Genomic DNA, 14611 nt, shown 5'->3' with positions numbered 1-14611 from the left:
CCACCGTGAACCATGAAGTCATCGTCACCTGCGCGGTGACCGGCGCCGGCGACACCGTCGGCAAGCACCCGGCCATCCCCGTCACCCCCAAGGAAATCGCCGCCGCCGCCATCGAGGCCGCCAAGGCCGGCGCCACCGTCGCCCACTGCCACGTGCGCGACCCGCAGACCGGCAAGCCGAGCCGCGACGTGAACCTCTACCGCGAAGTGGTCGAGCGCATCCGCGAGAGCGACACCGACGTCATCATCAACCTCACCGCCGGCATGGGCGGCGACCTGCAGATCGGCCAGGGCGAGCAGCCGCTGGAGTTCGGCGCCGGCACCGACCTGGTCGGCCCGCTGGAGCGGCTCAAGCACGTCGAGGAACTGCTGCCGGAAATCTGCACCCTGGACTGCGGCACCCTCAACTTCGGCGACGGCGACTTCATCTACGTCTCCACCCCGGCCCAGCTGCGCGCCGGCGCCAAGCGCATCACCGAGCTGGGCGTGAAGGCCGAGCTGGAAATCTTCGACACCGGCCACCTCTGGTTCGCCAGGCAGATGCTCAAGGAAGGCCTGCTGGAAGACCCGTTGATCCAGATCTGCCTGGGCATCCCCTGGGGCGCGCCGGCCGACACCACCACCATGAAGGCCATGGCCGACAACATCCCCGACGGCCTGACCTGGGCCGGTTTCGGCATCGGCCGCTCGCAGATGCCCATGGTCGCCCAGGCCATGCTGCTGGGCGGCAACGTGCGGGTCGGCCTGGAGGACAACATCTGGCTCGACCGTGGCGTGCATGCCAGCAACGGCCAACTGGTCGAACGCGCCATCGAGATCATCGAACGCCTCGGCGGCCGCGCCCTGACCCCGGCCGAAGGGCGCAGGAAGATGAACCTCAAGCCCCGTACCTGACCGCAACGCTTTTCGTAGGAGCGAGCTTGCTCGCGAACCCGCCCCGCTGTGGGCTCATGTTCGCGAGCAAGGGCTAGGCGCCCCCTCGGTCCTACAGGTAACCCCCATTCCTGCTGGAGTCTTCCATGTCCTTCATCACCCACATCAAGAGCTTCGCCGCCCTCGGCAGCGGCGTCATCGGCAGCGGCTGGATCGCCCGCGCCCTGGCCCACGGCCTCGACGTCATCGCCTGGGACCCGGCTCCCGGCGCCGAAGCCGCGCTGCGCGCACGCATCGCCAACGCCTGGCCGGCGCTGGAGAAGGCCGGCCTCGCCCCCGGCGCCTCGCCCGATCGCCTGCGCTTCGTCGCCACCATCGAAGAATGCGTGCGCGACGCCGACTTCATCCAGGAAAGCGCCCCCGAACGCCTCGACCTGAAATGCGAGCTGCACGCCAGGATCAGTGCCGCCGCCAAGCCCAACGCGCTGATCGGCTCCAGCACCTCGGGCCTGCTGCCCAGCGAGTTCTACGCCGATGCCACGCACCCCGAGCGCTGCGTGGTTGGCCACCCGTTCAACCCGGTCTACCTGCTGCCGCTGGTGGAAGTGGTGGGCGGCGAGAAGACCGCGCCGGAAGCCGTCCAGGCCGCCATCCAGGTCTATGAATCCCTCGGCATGCGCCCGCTGCACGTGCGCAAGGAAGTCCCCGGCTTCATCGCCGACCGCCTGCTCGAAGCCCTGTGGCGCGAGGCGCTGCACTTGGTCAACGACGGCGTTGCCAGCACCGGCGAGATCGACGACGCCATCCGCTTCGGCGCCGGCCTGCGCTGGTCCTTCATGGGCACCTTCCTCACCTACACTCTGGCCGGCGGCAACGCCGGGATGCGCCACTTCATGGCCCAGTTCGGTCCGGCGCTGCAACTGCCCTGGACCTACCTGCCCGCCCCCGAGCTGACCGAAACCCTGATCGACCGCGTGGTGGAAGGCACCGCCGAGCAGCAGGGCACGCGCAGCATCGCCGAGCTGGAGCGCTACCGCGACGACTGCCTGCTGGCGGTGCTCGGAGCGATCAAGGAGACCAAGGCGAAACACGGCTTCGCCTTCGCCGACTAACCTCTTCCGTTCACCACCCGCTCCGAACCACCCCCTCTCCCCCTGGGAGAGGGCCGGGGTGAGGCCTCACGGACACGCCGCCATGCACGCCCTGAAAACCTACGAAACCCCCATCCTCGCCGAGTGGACCGACTACAACGGCCACCTGCGCGACGCCTTCTACCTGCTGCTGTTCAGCTACGCCACCGACGCCCTGATGGACCATCTGGGTCTTGATGCGGACAACCGCGCGGCGACCCACAACTCGCTGTTCACCCTCGAAGTCCACCTCAACTACCTGCACGAAGTGAAGGAAGGCGAACCGGTGGAAGTACGCACCCAGCTGATTGCCCACGACCGCAAGCGCCTGCACGTTTTCCACAGCCTGCACCGCGCCGGCGAAGCCCTCGCCCTGGCCGCCAGCGAGCAGATGCTGCTGCATGTGAACCTGGATGGCGGCGCGCACTCGTCGCCCTTCGACGGCGTAGTGCTGGAACGTGTGCTGGCGCTGGCCGAGGCGCACCGCAGCCTGCCGCGCCCGGAGCATGTCGGGCGCACCATCGGCCTGCCGGGGTGAGCGCCAGTGATGGGGCGCTACCCGCTGTCCGCCGCCATGCAGGCCTTCGTCGCGCAGACCCAGGCCTTCGCCACAAGCGATCCGTCCATCGCCGCCCAGCGCCTGGCCTATGAGCGCATGGCGGTGACCTTCACGCCGCCGCGCCCGCCGGGCCTGCGCATCAGCGAGCTGTGCCTGGATCGCCTGCCCACGGTCCGCCTGTGCCGTCCGGCGGGTACCTCGCCGGACGCCGGCTGGCCCACCGTGCTTTACCTGCACGGCGGCGGCTGGATGCTGGGCGGCATCGGTTCCCACGAGTTCATCACCGCCGAACTGGCGCTGGAGCTGGGCGCGCTGGTGGTCGCGGTGGACTATCGGCTGGCGCCGGAGCACCCGTTCCCCGCCGCGTTGCACGACTGCCTCGCCGTCTGGCGCCGCCTGTACGCCGGCACCCTCGGCGAGCCCGTGGACAGGTCGCGGCTGCTGGTGATGGGCGACAGCGCCGGCGGCAACCTCGCCGCCGCACTCTGCCTGGCCCTGCGGGAGGCGGGCGAGCCGCCGCCCGCAGGGCAGGTCCTGATCTACCCGGCCCTCGGCAACGGCGAAACACCCTCGCGGGCGGCCTGCGCCGATGCTCCGCTGTTGTCGCGCGCGGACCTCGACGCCTGCCTGGCCGCCTACCTGCCCAATGCCGGGGATCGCCGCGATCCATTGGCGCTGCCGTTGCGGGCGGGTGACTTCAGTGGTCTTCCGCAGGCCTTCATCGCCGTCGCCGAGTTCGATCCGCTGCGCGACGACGGCGCGCTCTATCGGGACCGCCTGCGCGAGGCGGGGGTGGCCGTCGAATATTTCCCGGGGGCAGGGCTGGTCCACGGCTGCCTGCGGGCGCGCGACGCGGACGAGGTCGTGCAGCTGCGCGCCGCGCTGCTGGAGACGCTGCGCCGCTGGCTGCGCTGAGGACAAAAAAATCCCCTGGGACGCCCGACGCGTGACAGGGGAGAAAGCGAGCCGATATCGGCCTCTCAGTGTGCTCGAAGCCCGGGCCGGCAAGGCTTCCGGGTTCGGTATGGATTTCAGTCTGCCGATTTGCCTGTGTACGCGATTAGCCGAAAACGACCTGCGCGTGCCCGTTGCGGACATTCCGTCGGCCGGGTGCTTGCCGCCCTCCGCCGGGCTTACCAGAATCGATGGAAACCCAAGCCGTTTCCAGGAGAACCGCCATGATGCACGCCGACCTGATCGACCAGGACGATTTCCGCGAGCGCCTGCAGGCGCTGGGCTTTGCCGTGCCGCCGGACGTCACCGCGGAACAGGCTTGCGAATACGCCGTGCGTGCCCTGACCCCGGAGCGCTCGCTGGCCCTGCGCCGCCTGGTGGAAGAAATGCTCGCCGGCAACGCCACCCTGCTGCCCGCCGTGCGCGAGGCGATCTCCCGCCAGCTGCTGCCGGCGCTGGTGCCCCGGCCGTAACCGTTGGGCGCACGGGAGAGCCGCTCCCGTGCGCCGTTTTCTATCGGGAACGGGAAACGGCCCACGTTCCAGAATGCCCGCGACCAATCCGTGCTGCCCCGGCAGGTATCGGCGTTTCCTTAAAGCATTAGTTTTCCATTTCATTGCAACTATTATCCTGCGTAACAAGCGCGATTTCTTTCCTCTTATTACCTGCGATGTAAGAACTTTCTTTACTGATGGGTGAAGTTATCCATCCGCCCCAAACTCCATTGATTTGATTTCTGACGAGCGGCAAATATTCATATTCGCCGCGAGCATGCGGTTATTTCTGGATAACGGGGAAAGTGAACGAATGGAAATCACGAACTTTGGAAAGTTGTTTGCGGCGGCTGTAGTGACCAGCCTGGTTGTTGGTTGCTCCTCTGGCGGAGGGCATCATAATAATTACACTGCGGCTGCTACCGAAAAGCCTTCCACGAACCCGGGTGACACCGGAAACTCTGGTAGCACGGGAAATACAGGCGGCACTCCCACGGCCATCCCTGTCAGCGCCGCAACCGCAGGTACCGCTTCGGGGCAAACCTATGTAACGCCTGGCGGCGTTACTTATACGCTGACTGGCACTCCGGGTGTCAGCATGAGCAGTGGTTCCAATGGCTCCATGAACTATGCAAGCAATGGCTCCGCCGGCTACGCACGTTATGGCGCGTGGTACTCGAAGGCCCACACGACCACCGTGTACTTCTACACCGGCAATAACCCGACGGAGGCAGGCCAGGTGCCCACCACGGGTACCGCTACCTATGTGGGTAAAGCGATCCGGACCAATACCAGCGATGGCACCTCCGTCACCGGCGGCAGCACGTCGGTCAACTTCAATGTCGACTTCGGCGCGAAGACCATCACCGGTGCGACCGAGAAGAATGCCGTTATCAATGCGGTGTCCATGAAAGGCACCATCAACGGCGGCGGCTTCAGTGGTGGCGCCACTTCCGGCGCGGCGAACGGCAACTTCTCCGGGCATTTCTATGGCCCTGCCGCTCAAGAACTGGCCGGCATCGCCACCTTCAAGGATGCCAAGCAGAATCTGGCGTTTGGTGCAGCCAAACAATAAGCAACTGCGACGTACAGGATGGAAGGGGAAAGACAAGTCTTTCCCCTTCTTTTTTATCCGCATCAGAAATTGCCTGTCTCCATGAATGTAACTCACGTTGCTGCTTGTCTGGCCGCGATTACGCCTGCCGCTGTGTTCGGGGCTCCGCCGGAAAATACTCCCCTCCCGGCCTCTGTTGATATTCACCCGGAGGATCATCGCCAGGTGCAGACCCGGGTCTCCATCAATCCTATTACCAACGAGCAACTCAAGAACGATCCTGTACTGGCCGGTCGCTTTCTCAGCCAGGCCGTGGACGATGAACGATGGGATGTGGTGCGCAGCCTGTTGCCTGTCTATCGGGCCACTCCGCAGCATGACCCGATACTGCTGGCATACGCGGACGGTGCTCTGGCCCGGCAGGATGGCGATTACGCGAGGGCCATCGCTGTATACCGCGAGCTGCTGGCGGCCAATCCGAACCTGACGCGTATCCGGCTGGATCTGGCACGCATGTTGTTCGAAAACCGCCAATATGACGCTGCCCGTTTTCAGTTCGAAAAAGCGAGATCCGAACATCTGCCAGATGCGGTCTCGGAGAACGTACAGCACTATCTGGCGGCGATCGATCGCGCCGCCGGCTGGTCGGGCTCGCTGGAGCTGAGCTATCTGAACGACGACAACGTCAATAACGCCTCCAGTGGAAAGTACATCAGGATCGGTGATCGGCAGCTTGCGCGAAGTGCAGACTCCTATCCGCAACATGGACATGGGCTGGATTACGCAGCGTCATTACTGCGTGATTTTTCACTGGCCGATCATCACGGCATCAGGTTCCAGGGGCAGGTCGCCGGCAGAAGCTATTGGGACAACCATCGGTTCGATGATGTGACAGTGCGAAGCTATCTTGGCTATTCATACTCCGATGCCCAACAGCGTCTGTCGCTCCTGCCGTTCTATGAAAAGCGTTGGTACGGCACGGAGCCCTATTCGGCCGGTGGAGGATTGCGTACGGAATACAGCCGGCTGTTATCGCCGAACTGGCAGTCCGGTACGGCTCTCGAATACCAGCGTCTGCGCTACGACAATCCAGGATATGACTACCTCGACGGGCATGACCTGCTGCTCTCGTCGACGTTGGGCTATGCGTTCAGCAGCCGATTGGCCATTTATGGTGGCGTAGATGCTGGTAAGCAATTTACTCGCTCCGACGCGGACACCAACCATCTTGCGGGAGTCAGATTGGGATTCGAGGCTGAGCTGCCTTATTCCCTGGGGGCATCGCTATCACTCGGAGAACTTCGGCGAGTCTATGAGGCGGAGAATGATATTTTCTCCGTTCGACGCAGAGATACAGAAGAGAACTACCTGCTTTCGTTCTGGCATCGAAATATCTATTTCTTGAGCGTGATGCCGAAGCTGAACTTTTCCTATCGGCGAGTCGACAGCAACATTGGCTACTACAGCTACGAGCAAAAGCGGGTTTATCTGAGTGCTACGCGCTCTTTCTGAAGCCAGGTGTTCGAAAAAGACGAGTAGATCCGGTGACTGCAATGGCTGCGAGCAGTTGCCAGCTATTAATGCCAGCAATGACTCAGGGATCAGTTCATGATCGGGCGTTGTTTGTTCAGTAGCGGTGCATTGCATGAGAACGGGAGGCTGATGGCCTCCCTTTTTCTGTTTCTGGTGCATGAGGGTCGTGAATGCGGGCTCAGGCCGATGACAGCAGGTCGGGCTCCAGTTCCAGTGGGGTGAGCGGGAAGATACCCTCCACCGCCTCACCCAGCAGGGCGACGTAGCGGCGGTCCTGGTCTTCCACCGTCACCTTGCGGCCGCTGTCCAGCGGCAGGGACGGGCAGAGGATGCGCGGCCCGTCCGGCTCCTGCAGCAGCAAGGCGGGGTGGGTGGCGCTGGCTTGGGTCTTGCCGCGCAGGGTGAGGCGGCAGGGGGTTATTTGTTGCGATAGCCAGATGCCGCGCAACTCGCAGTCGCCGCTATCTGTCGTTTCCACACTCGCCACGCGCGCCAGGCACCAGGGCCCGGCGGGAGCCGTGCGGACGCCGAGCCATTCACCGTTGGCAGGGGGAGGCGAGTCGCTCCAGCACCCGCTGAAGTGTCGCTCGGTGGTGCGCACCCATGTCAGCGGGAAGGTTTCCGGCAGCGCGGAAGGGGCCTGGGTGAATTCGATGTCATCCAGATGCGTCAGCGGTTCGTCGAGCCGGTCGCGACCATTGGAATGCCGGGACCAGATGTCGCTCTCCTGCGGCTGGCGCAGGAAATGCCCGGCATCGAGCCTGGTGTCCTGGTGCACGCCGAGGTGGGCGAGCAGGGCCTGGACGCCGCGGCAGATTTGCCAGGGTTCGACGGGGGCGCCGGCTTTGCCTTCCCAGCAGGCGAGCAGGTGGGCATTCAGGTCGAAGCCTTCAGTGCTCGCGCTGGCGGAGGTGAAGCACGTCAGCATGCCGAGGAGTTCGTCCAGTTCCAGGGCGAGGCCGCTGCCGTCGGAGGCGGCTTCGCGGAACGGGCGGTCCTGGTTGTGGGCGAGCCGCCAGAAGCTGTTCGCCTGTTCCGGGCCGATGCGCACGATGGAGGAGAAGGCCTGGGCGGATTCGATCAGCGCCGGCAGGCTGGATGGTGGAATCTCCAGCGGTCGCGAGCCGGCGACGAGCAGGGTGTGCAGGTAGCCGCCGCCGACGGTCTGCTCACGCTGTTCGAAGGACTCGCCGTCGCCCACCGGCAGGTGCTGGACATCGAGGTGGGTGGCGCGCCGGTAGAGCTGGTGGAGCAGGGTCCACAGGCCGGCGGGGGCGTCGTGCTGGTTCAGCAGGCGGCTGAAGTAGATTTCCTGGGCGCTGCGCAGCATGCGCTGCATCAGCAGGGACGTGGACTTGAGCTCGGTCTGCCGGGTCCGCAGGAGGAATCCGTAGCCGATCAGCAGGCGCCGGTGCAGGGCGAGGATGAGTTGCTCGGCCCTGTCCGCGCGGGCTTGTTCGAGGATGGTGCTGCGTTCGGCGAAGAGGTCGGTGAGGTTGCGGCTGACATCGAAGATTTCCGGCCGCAGGCGCTCCAGCTCGCGGTAGAACTGGGTGCCGGTCAGGCGCTGGTGCTCCAGTTCGTCGGCCGTGCGGTAGAGCTTCTGCGTCCGTTTTGCCAAGTATTCAAGGGTGGTGCGCATGTCTCCTGTACCTCTGAAATATGCTGAGCCCAGCGAAATTTCAGAGGCTGCGGGATTACCTGGCGCTTGCGATTAGGATGAGTCTGAAACAGACGGGATGCTGGACGGCGTCACGAAAAAGGGAGGCCGAGGCCTCCCTTTTTACGGTCGCGGCTTGCGCTTACAGCACGCGCACGCTGGCGAAGGTGGATTCGCCCTGGGCCTGGCTGAGGGCGGAAATCGCCGAGGAGTTGGGCATCAGGGCCAGGTCCTGCGGGATGGGCATGACCATGACCGGTTGGCCGATGGGCTGGCCCTGGCGTTCGTCGCGCGGCGGGATGCCGAAGTATTCGCGGTAGCACTTGGAGAAGTGCGGGGTGGAGACGAAGCCGCAGACCGAGGCGACTTCGATGATCGACATGGAGGTCTGCTTGAGCAGCTGGCGCGCGCGGATCAGGCGCAGCTTGAGGTAGTAGCGCGACGGCGAGCAGTGCAGGTACTTCTGGAACAGGCGCTCGAGCTGGCGGCGCGAGACGTTGACGTAGACGGCCAGTTCGTCGAGGTCGATGGGCTCCTCGAGGTTGGCTTCCATCAGCGCGACGATTTCCTGCAGCTTCGGCTGGTTGGTGCCGAGCATGTGCTTGAGCGGCACGCGCTGGTGGTCCTGCTCGTTGCGGATGCGTTCGTAGATGAACATCTCGGAGATGGCGGCGGAGAGTTCGCGGCCATGCTCGCGGCCGATCAGGTGCAGCACCATGTCCATCGGCGCGGTGCCGCCGGAGGAGGTGAAGCGGTTGCGGTCGATGGAGAACAGGCGGGTGCTCATGGCCACGCGGGGGAAAGCTTCCTGCATGGCGGCCAGGCATTCCCAGTGCACGCTGCAGTCGTAGCCGTCGAGCAGGCCGGCGCGGGCCAGGGCCCAGCTGCCGGTGCACACGGCGCCAAGCTTGCGGCCGTGGCGGGCCTGGGCCTGGAGGAAGGTGACGTGGTCGCGGGTGACGCTGCGCTGGATGCCGACGCCGCCGACCACGATCAGGGTGTCCATCTGCGGGGCGCTGTCGCAGGCCGCGTCGGGGGTGATCTGCAGGCCGTCGCTGGCCCAGACCTGGCGGCCGTCGAGGCTCAGGGTGTGCCAGCGGTAGAGTTCGCGACCGGAGAGCTGGTTGGCCATGCGCAGCGGTTCGACCGCCGAGGCCAGGGAGATCAGGGTGAAGTTGTCCAGCAGCAGGAAGCCGATGGACTGCGGAGCTCGGTTTTGCGGCGCAGCTCCGGGGTTGAACGCGTTCATTCGATCACCTCACGCTAGTCACAGTCGCCTCTATGGAGGCGTTTCTTATGCTTGTTGTCTGCTCGGGAAATCCGCCCTGGGCGGTCCCCTGGCTGTTCCTCTACCTATTGCAAGGCAAATGCCATGCCTGCATTGATTGATCGTTCAATAAAAAAAGAAAACGGCATGAATATGCCGTTTTTGAGGGATCGGATTGCGACTTGCCGCAAGTCGCAAATACGCATGGGGAAAGGGCTGGGGATTTTGGTAGCACTCACCGCTCAGCCGGTCGGCGACGCGATGCACCAATAGGTAACGCTCGGCGGGGAGTCGGTACGTGCGTACCGCTGCGCCAGAATGTGGCGTAGCGGCGGCAGCGTGGTCGATTTCGGGCTCAGCATTCGATGCTGCTGACGGCCAGGCCGCCGCGCGAGGTTTCCTTGTATTTGTCGTGCATGTCGGCACCGGTGTCGCGCATGGTGCGGATCACCTGGTCGAGGCTGATGAAGTGCTGGCCGTCGCCGCGCAGGGCCATCTGGGCGGCGTTGATGGCTTTCACCGCGGCGATGGCGTTGCGTTCGATACAGGGCACCTGGACCAGCCCGCCGACCGGGTCGCAGGTCAGGCCGAGGTTGTGTTCCAGGCCGATCTCGGCGGCGTTCTCCACCTGCTCGGGGCTGGCGCCGAGGACTTCGGCGAGGCCCGCCGCGGCCATGGCGCAGGCCGAGCCGACCTCGCCCTGGCAGCCGACCTCGGCGCCGGAGATGGACGCGTTCTTCTTGCACAGGATGCCGACGGCGGCGGCGGCCAGGAAGTAGTCGGTGACGTCGCTCTCGCGGGCGTCGGGGTTGAAGCGCATGTAGTAGTGCAGCACTGCCGGGATGATCCCCGCCGCGCCGTTGGTGGGCGCGGTGACCATGCGTCCGCCGGCGGCGTTTTCCTCGTTCACCGCCAGGGCGAAGAGGTTGACCCACTCCATGGCGCTCAGGGTCGAGCCGATGACGTTGGGCTTGCCGATTTCCTGCAGGTTGCGGTGCAGGCGTGCGGCGCGGCGTTGCACGTTGAGCCCGCCGGGGAGGATGCCTTCCTGGCTGAGGCCGTTGTTCACGCAGTCGCGCATGGCCTGCCAGATGCTCTTCAGGCCCTCGCGGATGTCGGTCTCGCCGCGCCACATGCGCTCGTTGGCCATCATCAGCTCGGACACGCGCAGGCCGTGGCGGCGGCACAGGGTGAGCAGTTCGGCGGCGCTGGAGAAGTCGTAGGGCAGGACGGTGTCGTCCGTATCCAGGCTGCCGGAAGCGGCCTGGCGCTCGTCGACGACGAAGCCGCCGCCGATGGAGTAGTAGGTATCGCCGTGCAGTTCGCCGTCGTTGTCGAAGGCGGTCAGGCGCATGGCGTTGGGGTGGTAGGGCAGGTTCTCGTCGAGCAGGCGCATGTCGCGCACCCAGTCGAAGGGCACGCGGTGGACGCCGGCCAGCGACAGTTCGCCGGATTCGCGCAGGGCCGCCATGCGCGGCTCGATCTGCCGGGGGTCGATGCGGTCGGGCCATTCGCCCATCAGGCCCATGATCACCGCGCGGTCGGTGCCGTGGCCGACGCCGGTGGCCGACAGCGAGCCGTACAGCCGCACTTCGATGCGGCGGGTGCGTTCGAGCAGCTGGCGCTCGCCCAGGACGCCGACGAACAGCGCCGCGGCGCGCATGGGGCCGACGGTATGCGAGCTGGAGGGGCCGATACCGATCTTGAACAGGTCGAACACACTGATTGCCATGCCGGACTCCGAGCGGGCTGCGCATCCTGCGAGGGTGGGGGAAGGGGCGCGTCCCTGCGCCCGTGTTGCCTGCCCATCATCGACTCAAGCGCCTGCGCGGCCCCCTCCGGCACCGACCCGGCCATGTCCAAAAGCGCCGCGGGCGCTCCGCGACGGAGCACGCTGGCGCCGACAGGCGGCGCCGGTGTTCCCATGCCGACGAAGGCGTGCCTGCCCACGACATATCGGGGGCGGACATCGACTGGCCGATAGGCGCGGGAATCCGGCTTGCTCCATGATCCTGGCCCGACGAACGGTATCGGACCGTGCGCGCCCCCTTCCCGCAGTCAGAGGCTGGTCTCATGAAGAGTCTTGTGTCGTCGCTGTTGGCGTTATCCGTGGTACTGCCGGGCGTCGCCCGGGCTGCCGAGCCGGAATCCTGTGCCGTCGTGCGTTTCGCCGACGTGGGCTGGACCGATATCACCGTCACCACCGCGGTCGCCCGCCAGGTGCTCAGCCGCCAGGGCTACCGCACCCAGGTGGTGCGGCTGTCCGTGCCGGACACCTACAGGGCGCTGGCGGAGCAGAAGATCGACGTGTTCCTCGGCAACTGGATGCCGAGCATGGCGGGCGACATCAAGCCCTACACCGACAAGGGCACGGTGGAAACCGTGCGGGCCAACCTCGAAGGCGCCAAGTACAGCCTGGCGGTGCCGCGCTACGCCTATGAGGCGGGGCTGAAGAGCTTCGCCGATATCGCCAGATTCAAGGAGCAGCTGGACGGCCGCATCTACGGCATCGAGCCGGGCAACGATGGCAACCAGCTGATCCGCAGGATGATCGCTGACAAGGCCTTCGGCCTGGGCGACTTCAAGCTGGTGGAGTCCAGCGAGGCCGACATGCTGGCCTCTGTGCGGCGCGCCGGAGCGCTGAAACAGCCGATTGTGTTCCTCGGCTGGGAACCTCACCCGATGAATACGCGTCTTCAGATGATGTACCTGGACGGCGGCGACGACTATTTCGGACCCAACTATGGCGGTGCCACGGTCTTCACCAACGTCAGAGCAGGCTATCTTCAGGAGTGCCCGAACGTCGCGCGGTTGCTGAAGAACCTGAAGTTCGACCTGGCGATGGAGAACCAGCTGATGGACGCGGTGCTCAACGAGCGGCTCAATCCGCGCCAGGCCGCGAAGGGTTGGCTGAAGGCCAATCCGCAGGTGCAGGAGGTCTGGTTGCAGGGTGTCGCGCCCCGTGTTCCCGGCGCTGCGGCGCAGGGCCCGAAGTCAGGCGAAACGGACTGATCGCGACCCGTGCAGGTCGCCTGCGGCGGGCCTTGCGATTGGATGCGACATGCCTGGTGCTGAATGCGACTTCGCCTGCACTGGTTGCGACTTACCCGGTATGCGGCGAATTTTTCCTGTTCCATGATCGATTACGAAATGACAACGAAAGGGCCTGCAATCGGCCCCACCAATAAAACAAGAGACCGTCGCGCCCCACGCGGGAAGCGCCGGCCGCCCCACCCCGCAGAGGAGTACGCTCATGAAAGGTTGCAAGTCTTTGCTGCTGGCTGTGTCCATTTGTGCGCCGCTGGCGGTTCAGGCCGCTGAACCTGAGTCGTGCGGCATGGTTCGCTTCTCCGACGTCGGTTGGACCGACATCACTGTGACCACCGCTACTACCCGCCAGGTGCTCGAATCGCTTGGCTACGACACCAAGGTGACCATGCTGTCCGTGCCGGTGACCTACAAGTCGCTGGCGAACAAGGACCTCGACGTGTTCCTCGGCAACTGGATGCCGAGCATGGCCAACGACATCAAGCCCTACGCCGACAATGGTTCGGTGGAGACGGTGAAGGCCAACCTCGAAGGCGCCAAGTACACCCTGGCGGTTTCCCAGGCGGCCTATGACGGCGGGCTGAAATCCTTCGCCGACATCAGCAAGTTCGCCGACAAGCTGGATCACAAGATCTACGGCATCGAGCCGGGCAACGACGGCAACCGCCTGGTCCAGGGCATGCTCGACAAGAACCAGTTCGACCTGGGCAAGTTCAAGCTGGTGGAGTCCAGCGAAGCCGGCATGCTCTCGCAGGTCGGACGCGCCGACCGCCGCAACCAGTGGATCGTGTTCCTGGGCTGGGAGCCGCACCCGATGAACACCCGCTTCAAGATGAAATATCTCGAAGGGGGTGACGAAGTATTCGGCCCCAACTACGGCGGCGCGACCATCTACACCAACGTGCGCAAGGGCTACGCCCAGGAATGCCCGAACGTTGGCAAGCTGCTGAGCAACCTGACCTTCACCCTGGACATGGAAAACAAGCTCATGGACGCCGTGCTCAACGGGGGTAAGAAGCCCGAAGAGGCGGCCAAAGCCTGGTTGAAGGACCACCCGGAACTGCTCGACGCCTGGCTCGCCGGCGTGACCACCCGTGACGGCAAACCGGCCTTGGCGGCAGCCAAGGTGGCGTTCTCGAAATAAGAGCCGAAGTAATTGCCGTTGGCCGAATCCCTTAGCTTCTGATGGGCCCGCATTATGTTTCTGACTGACCACAAGCTCCCGCTGGGCGAACATATCGCCGCCTTCGTCGATTGGCTCACCCAGCATGGCGCCGCTGTATTCGACAAGATCTCCGACACCCTCGAGTTCCTCATCCACGGTGTCACCAACAGCCTGCTCTGGTTCAACCCACTGGCGCTGATCGCGCTGATGGTCATCCTGGTGTTCTACATCCAGCGCAGTTGGGGGCTGGCGGCGTTCGCCCTGGCCTCGCTGCTGCTGATCCTCAACCTGGGTTACTGGCAGGAGACCATGGAGACCCTGGCGCAGGTGATCTTCGCCACCGTGGTATGTATCGCCCTCGGGGTGCCGCTGGGCATCCTGGCGGCGCACAAACCCTGGTTCTACACAGCGCTGCGGCCGTTGCTGGACCTGATGCAGACGGTGCCCACCTTCGTCTACCTGATCCCCACCCTGACCCTGTTCGGCCTGGGTGTGGTGCCGGGCCTGATCTCCACGGTGATCTTCGCCATCGCCGCGCCCATCCGCCTGACCTGCCTGGGCATCCAGGACGTGCCGGCGGAGCTGATGGACGCCGGCAAGGCCTTCGGCTGCTCGCGCTGGCAGCTGCTCACCCGTATCGAACTGCCCCACGCCATGCCCAGCATCGGCGCCGGGATCACACAATGCATCATGCTGTCGCTGTCGATGGTCGTCATCGCCGCGCTGGTGGGTGCCGATGGCCTCGGCAAGCCGGTGGTCAACGCACTCAACACGGCGGACATTTCCCTCGGCTTCGAGGCCGGTCTGGCCATCGTCCTGCTCGCCATCCTGCTCGACCGGGTGTGCAAGCAACGTTCGCTGCGGGGGAGGTAAGC

General features: G+C 64.9%; 14 protein-coding genes. 11 read left to right on the top strand and 3 right to left on the bottom strand.

Annotated elements, in window-relative coordinates:
* Window positions 1-5: 5 nt before the first annotated feature.
* From cdhC to AC3B6A_RS27385, 7 genes are all read left to right on the top strand, one after another.
* Window positions 6-893, top strand: coding sequence for a 3-dehydrocarnitine:acetyl-CoA trimethylamine transferase CdhC (cdhC, locus tag AC3B6A_RS27415; protein WP_488400236.1), 888 nt, complete (start codon window positions 6-8; stop codon window positions 891-893).
* A gap of 125 nt (window positions 894-1018) precedes the next feature.
* A complete protein-coding gene (locus tag AC3B6A_RS27410) occupies window positions 1019-1984 on the top strand; it encodes an L-carnitine dehydrogenase (protein ID WP_488400235.1) in 966 nt (321 codons plus the stop codon).
* Between the two features lie 82 nt (window positions 1985-2066).
* Window positions 2067-2540, top strand: coding sequence for a thioesterase family protein (locus tag AC3B6A_RS27405; RefSeq protein WP_488400234.1), 474 nt, complete (start codon window positions 2067-2069; stop codon window positions 2538-2540).
* A gap of 6 nt (window positions 2541-2546) precedes the next feature.
* Window positions 2547-3476 carry an alpha/beta hydrolase gene (locus AC3B6A_RS27400; RefSeq protein ID WP_488400233.1) on the top strand — a complete coding sequence of 310 codons (930 nt, stop codon included), beginning with the start codon at window positions 2547-2549 and terminating at the stop codon, window positions 3474-3476.
* A 263-nt stretch (window positions 3477-3739) separates the two neighbouring features.
* Window positions 3740-3988 carry a hypothetical protein gene (locus AC3B6A_RS27395; RefSeq protein WP_488400232.1) on the top strand — a complete coding sequence of 83 codons (249 nt, stop codon included), beginning with the start codon at window positions 3740-3742 and terminating at the stop codon, window positions 3986-3988.
* A gap of 334 nt (window positions 3989-4322) precedes the next feature.
* Window positions 4323-5084, top strand: a complete 762-nt coding sequence (locus AC3B6A_RS27390; RefSeq protein WP_488400231.1) for a Slam-dependent surface lipoprotein — start codon at window positions 4323-4325, stop codon at window positions 5082-5084.
* Window positions 5085-5165: 81 nt separating this feature from the next.
* Window positions 5166-6575, top strand: coding sequence for a surface lipoprotein assembly modifier (locus AC3B6A_RS27385; RefSeq protein ID WP_488400229.1), 1410 nt, complete (start codon window positions 5166-5168; stop codon window positions 6573-6575).
* Between the two features lie 199 nt (window positions 6576-6774).
* Here the strand turns inward: AC3B6A_RS27385 and AC3B6A_RS27380 are convergent, their stop codons facing one another.
* Window positions 6775-8238, bottom strand: coding sequence for a cyclic-di-GMP receptor FimW-related protein (locus AC3B6A_RS27380; RefSeq protein WP_488400228.1), 1464 nt, complete (start codon window positions 8236-8238; stop codon window positions 6775-6777).
* A 160-nt stretch (window positions 8239-8398) separates the two neighbouring features.
* Window positions 8399-9505: a choline metabolism transcriptional regulator GbdR gene (gbdR, locus tag AC3B6A_RS27375; RefSeq protein ID WP_488400227.1), complete on the bottom strand. Its 1107-nt coding sequence runs from the start codon at window positions 9503-9505 to the stop codon at window positions 8399-8401.
* Window positions 9506-9628: 123 nt separating this feature from the next.
* Between gbdR and AC3B6A_RS27370 the strand changes: the two genes are divergently transcribed.
* Window positions 9629-9796 carry a hypothetical protein gene (locus AC3B6A_RS27370; protein ID WP_488400226.1) on the top strand — a complete coding sequence of 56 codons (168 nt, stop codon included), beginning with the start codon at window positions 9629-9631 and terminating at the stop codon, window positions 9794-9796.
* A gap of 82 nt (window positions 9797-9878) precedes the next feature.
* Here AC3B6A_RS27370 and AC3B6A_RS27365 read toward each other — a convergent pair whose 3' ends face one another.
* Complete coding sequence (locus tag AC3B6A_RS27365) at window positions 9879-11255, bottom strand: L-serine ammonia-lyase (protein WP_488400225.1); 1377 nt, start codon at window positions 11253-11255, stop codon at window positions 9879-9881.
* A gap of 341 nt (window positions 11256-11596) precedes the next feature.
* On the opposite strand from AC3B6A_RS27365, the gene AC3B6A_RS27360 reads away from it, so the two are divergent.
* From AC3B6A_RS27360 to choW, 3 genes are all read left to right on the top strand, one after another.
* Window positions 11597-12535: a choline ABC transporter substrate-binding protein gene (locus AC3B6A_RS27360; RefSeq protein WP_488400224.1), complete on the top strand. Its 939-nt coding sequence runs from the start codon at window positions 11597-11599 to the stop codon at window positions 12533-12535.
* Between the two features lie 241 nt (window positions 12536-12776).
* Window positions 12777-13715, top strand: coding sequence for a choline ABC transporter substrate-binding protein (locus tag AC3B6A_RS27355; RefSeq protein ID WP_488400223.1), 939 nt, complete (start codon window positions 12777-12779; stop codon window positions 13713-13715).
* Window positions 13716-13769: 54 nt separating this feature from the next.
* A complete protein-coding gene (gene choW / locus AC3B6A_RS27350; protein WP_488400222.1) occupies window positions 13770-14609 on the top strand; it encodes a choline ABC transporter permease subunit in 840 nt (279 codons plus the stop codon).
* Window positions 14610-14611 lie beyond the last annotated feature (2 nt).

The sequence above is a fragment of the Pseudomonas sp. B12(2026) genome (assembly GCF_057767015.1).
Note: the sequence above shows the minus strand (reverse complement) of the source record. Positions and strands in the feature narration are given on the sequence as shown.

Excerpts from the sequence above, each read along its gene's own strand:
- AC3B6A_RS27390 (WP_488400231.1), top strand. The coding sequence starts at position 4,323 with ATGGAAATCACGAACTTTGGAAAGTTGTTTGCGGCGGCTGTAGTGACC.
- AC3B6A_RS27370 (WP_488400226.1), top strand. The coding sequence starts at position 9,629 with ATGCCTGCATTGATTGATCGTTCAATAAAAAAAGAAAACGGCATGAAT.
- choW (WP_488400222.1), top strand. The coding sequence starts at position 13,770 with ATGTTTCTGACTGACCACAAGCTCCCGCTGGGCGAACATATCGCCGCC.
- AC3B6A_RS27410 (WP_488400235.1), top strand. The coding sequence starts at position 1,019 with ATGTCCTTCATCACCCACATCAAGAGCTTCGCCGCCCTCGGCAGCGGC.
- AC3B6A_RS27355 (WP_488400223.1), top strand. The coding sequence starts at position 12,777 with ATGAAAGGTTGCAAGTCTTTGCTGCTGGCTGTGTCCATTTGTGCGCCG.
- AC3B6A_RS27360 (WP_488400224.1), top strand. The coding sequence starts at position 11,597 with ATGAAGAGTCTTGTGTCGTCGCTGTTGGCGTTATCCGTGGTACTGCCG.
- AC3B6A_RS27395 (WP_488400232.1), top strand. The coding sequence starts at position 3,740 with ATGATGCACGCCGACCTGATCGACCAGGACGATTTCCGCGAGCGCCTG.
- AC3B6A_RS27405 (WP_488400234.1), top strand. The coding sequence starts at position 2,067 with ATGCACGCCCTGAAAACCTACGAAACCCCCATCCTCGCCGAGTGGACC.
- AC3B6A_RS27365 (WP_488400225.1), bottom strand. The coding sequence starts at position 11,255 with ATGGCAATCAGTGTGTTCGACCTGTTCAAGATCGGTATCGGCCCCTCC.
- gbdR (WP_488400227.1), bottom strand. The coding sequence starts at position 9,505 with ATGAACGCGTTCAACCCCGGAGCTGCGCCGCAAAACCGAGCTCCGCAG.
- AC3B6A_RS27380 (WP_488400228.1), bottom strand. The coding sequence starts at position 8,238 with ATGCGCACCACCCTTGAATACTTGGCAAAACGGACGCAGAAGCTCTAC.
- AC3B6A_RS27385 (WP_488400229.1), top strand. The coding sequence starts at position 5,166 with ATGAATGTAACTCACGTTGCTGCTTGTCTGGCCGCGATTACGCCTGCC.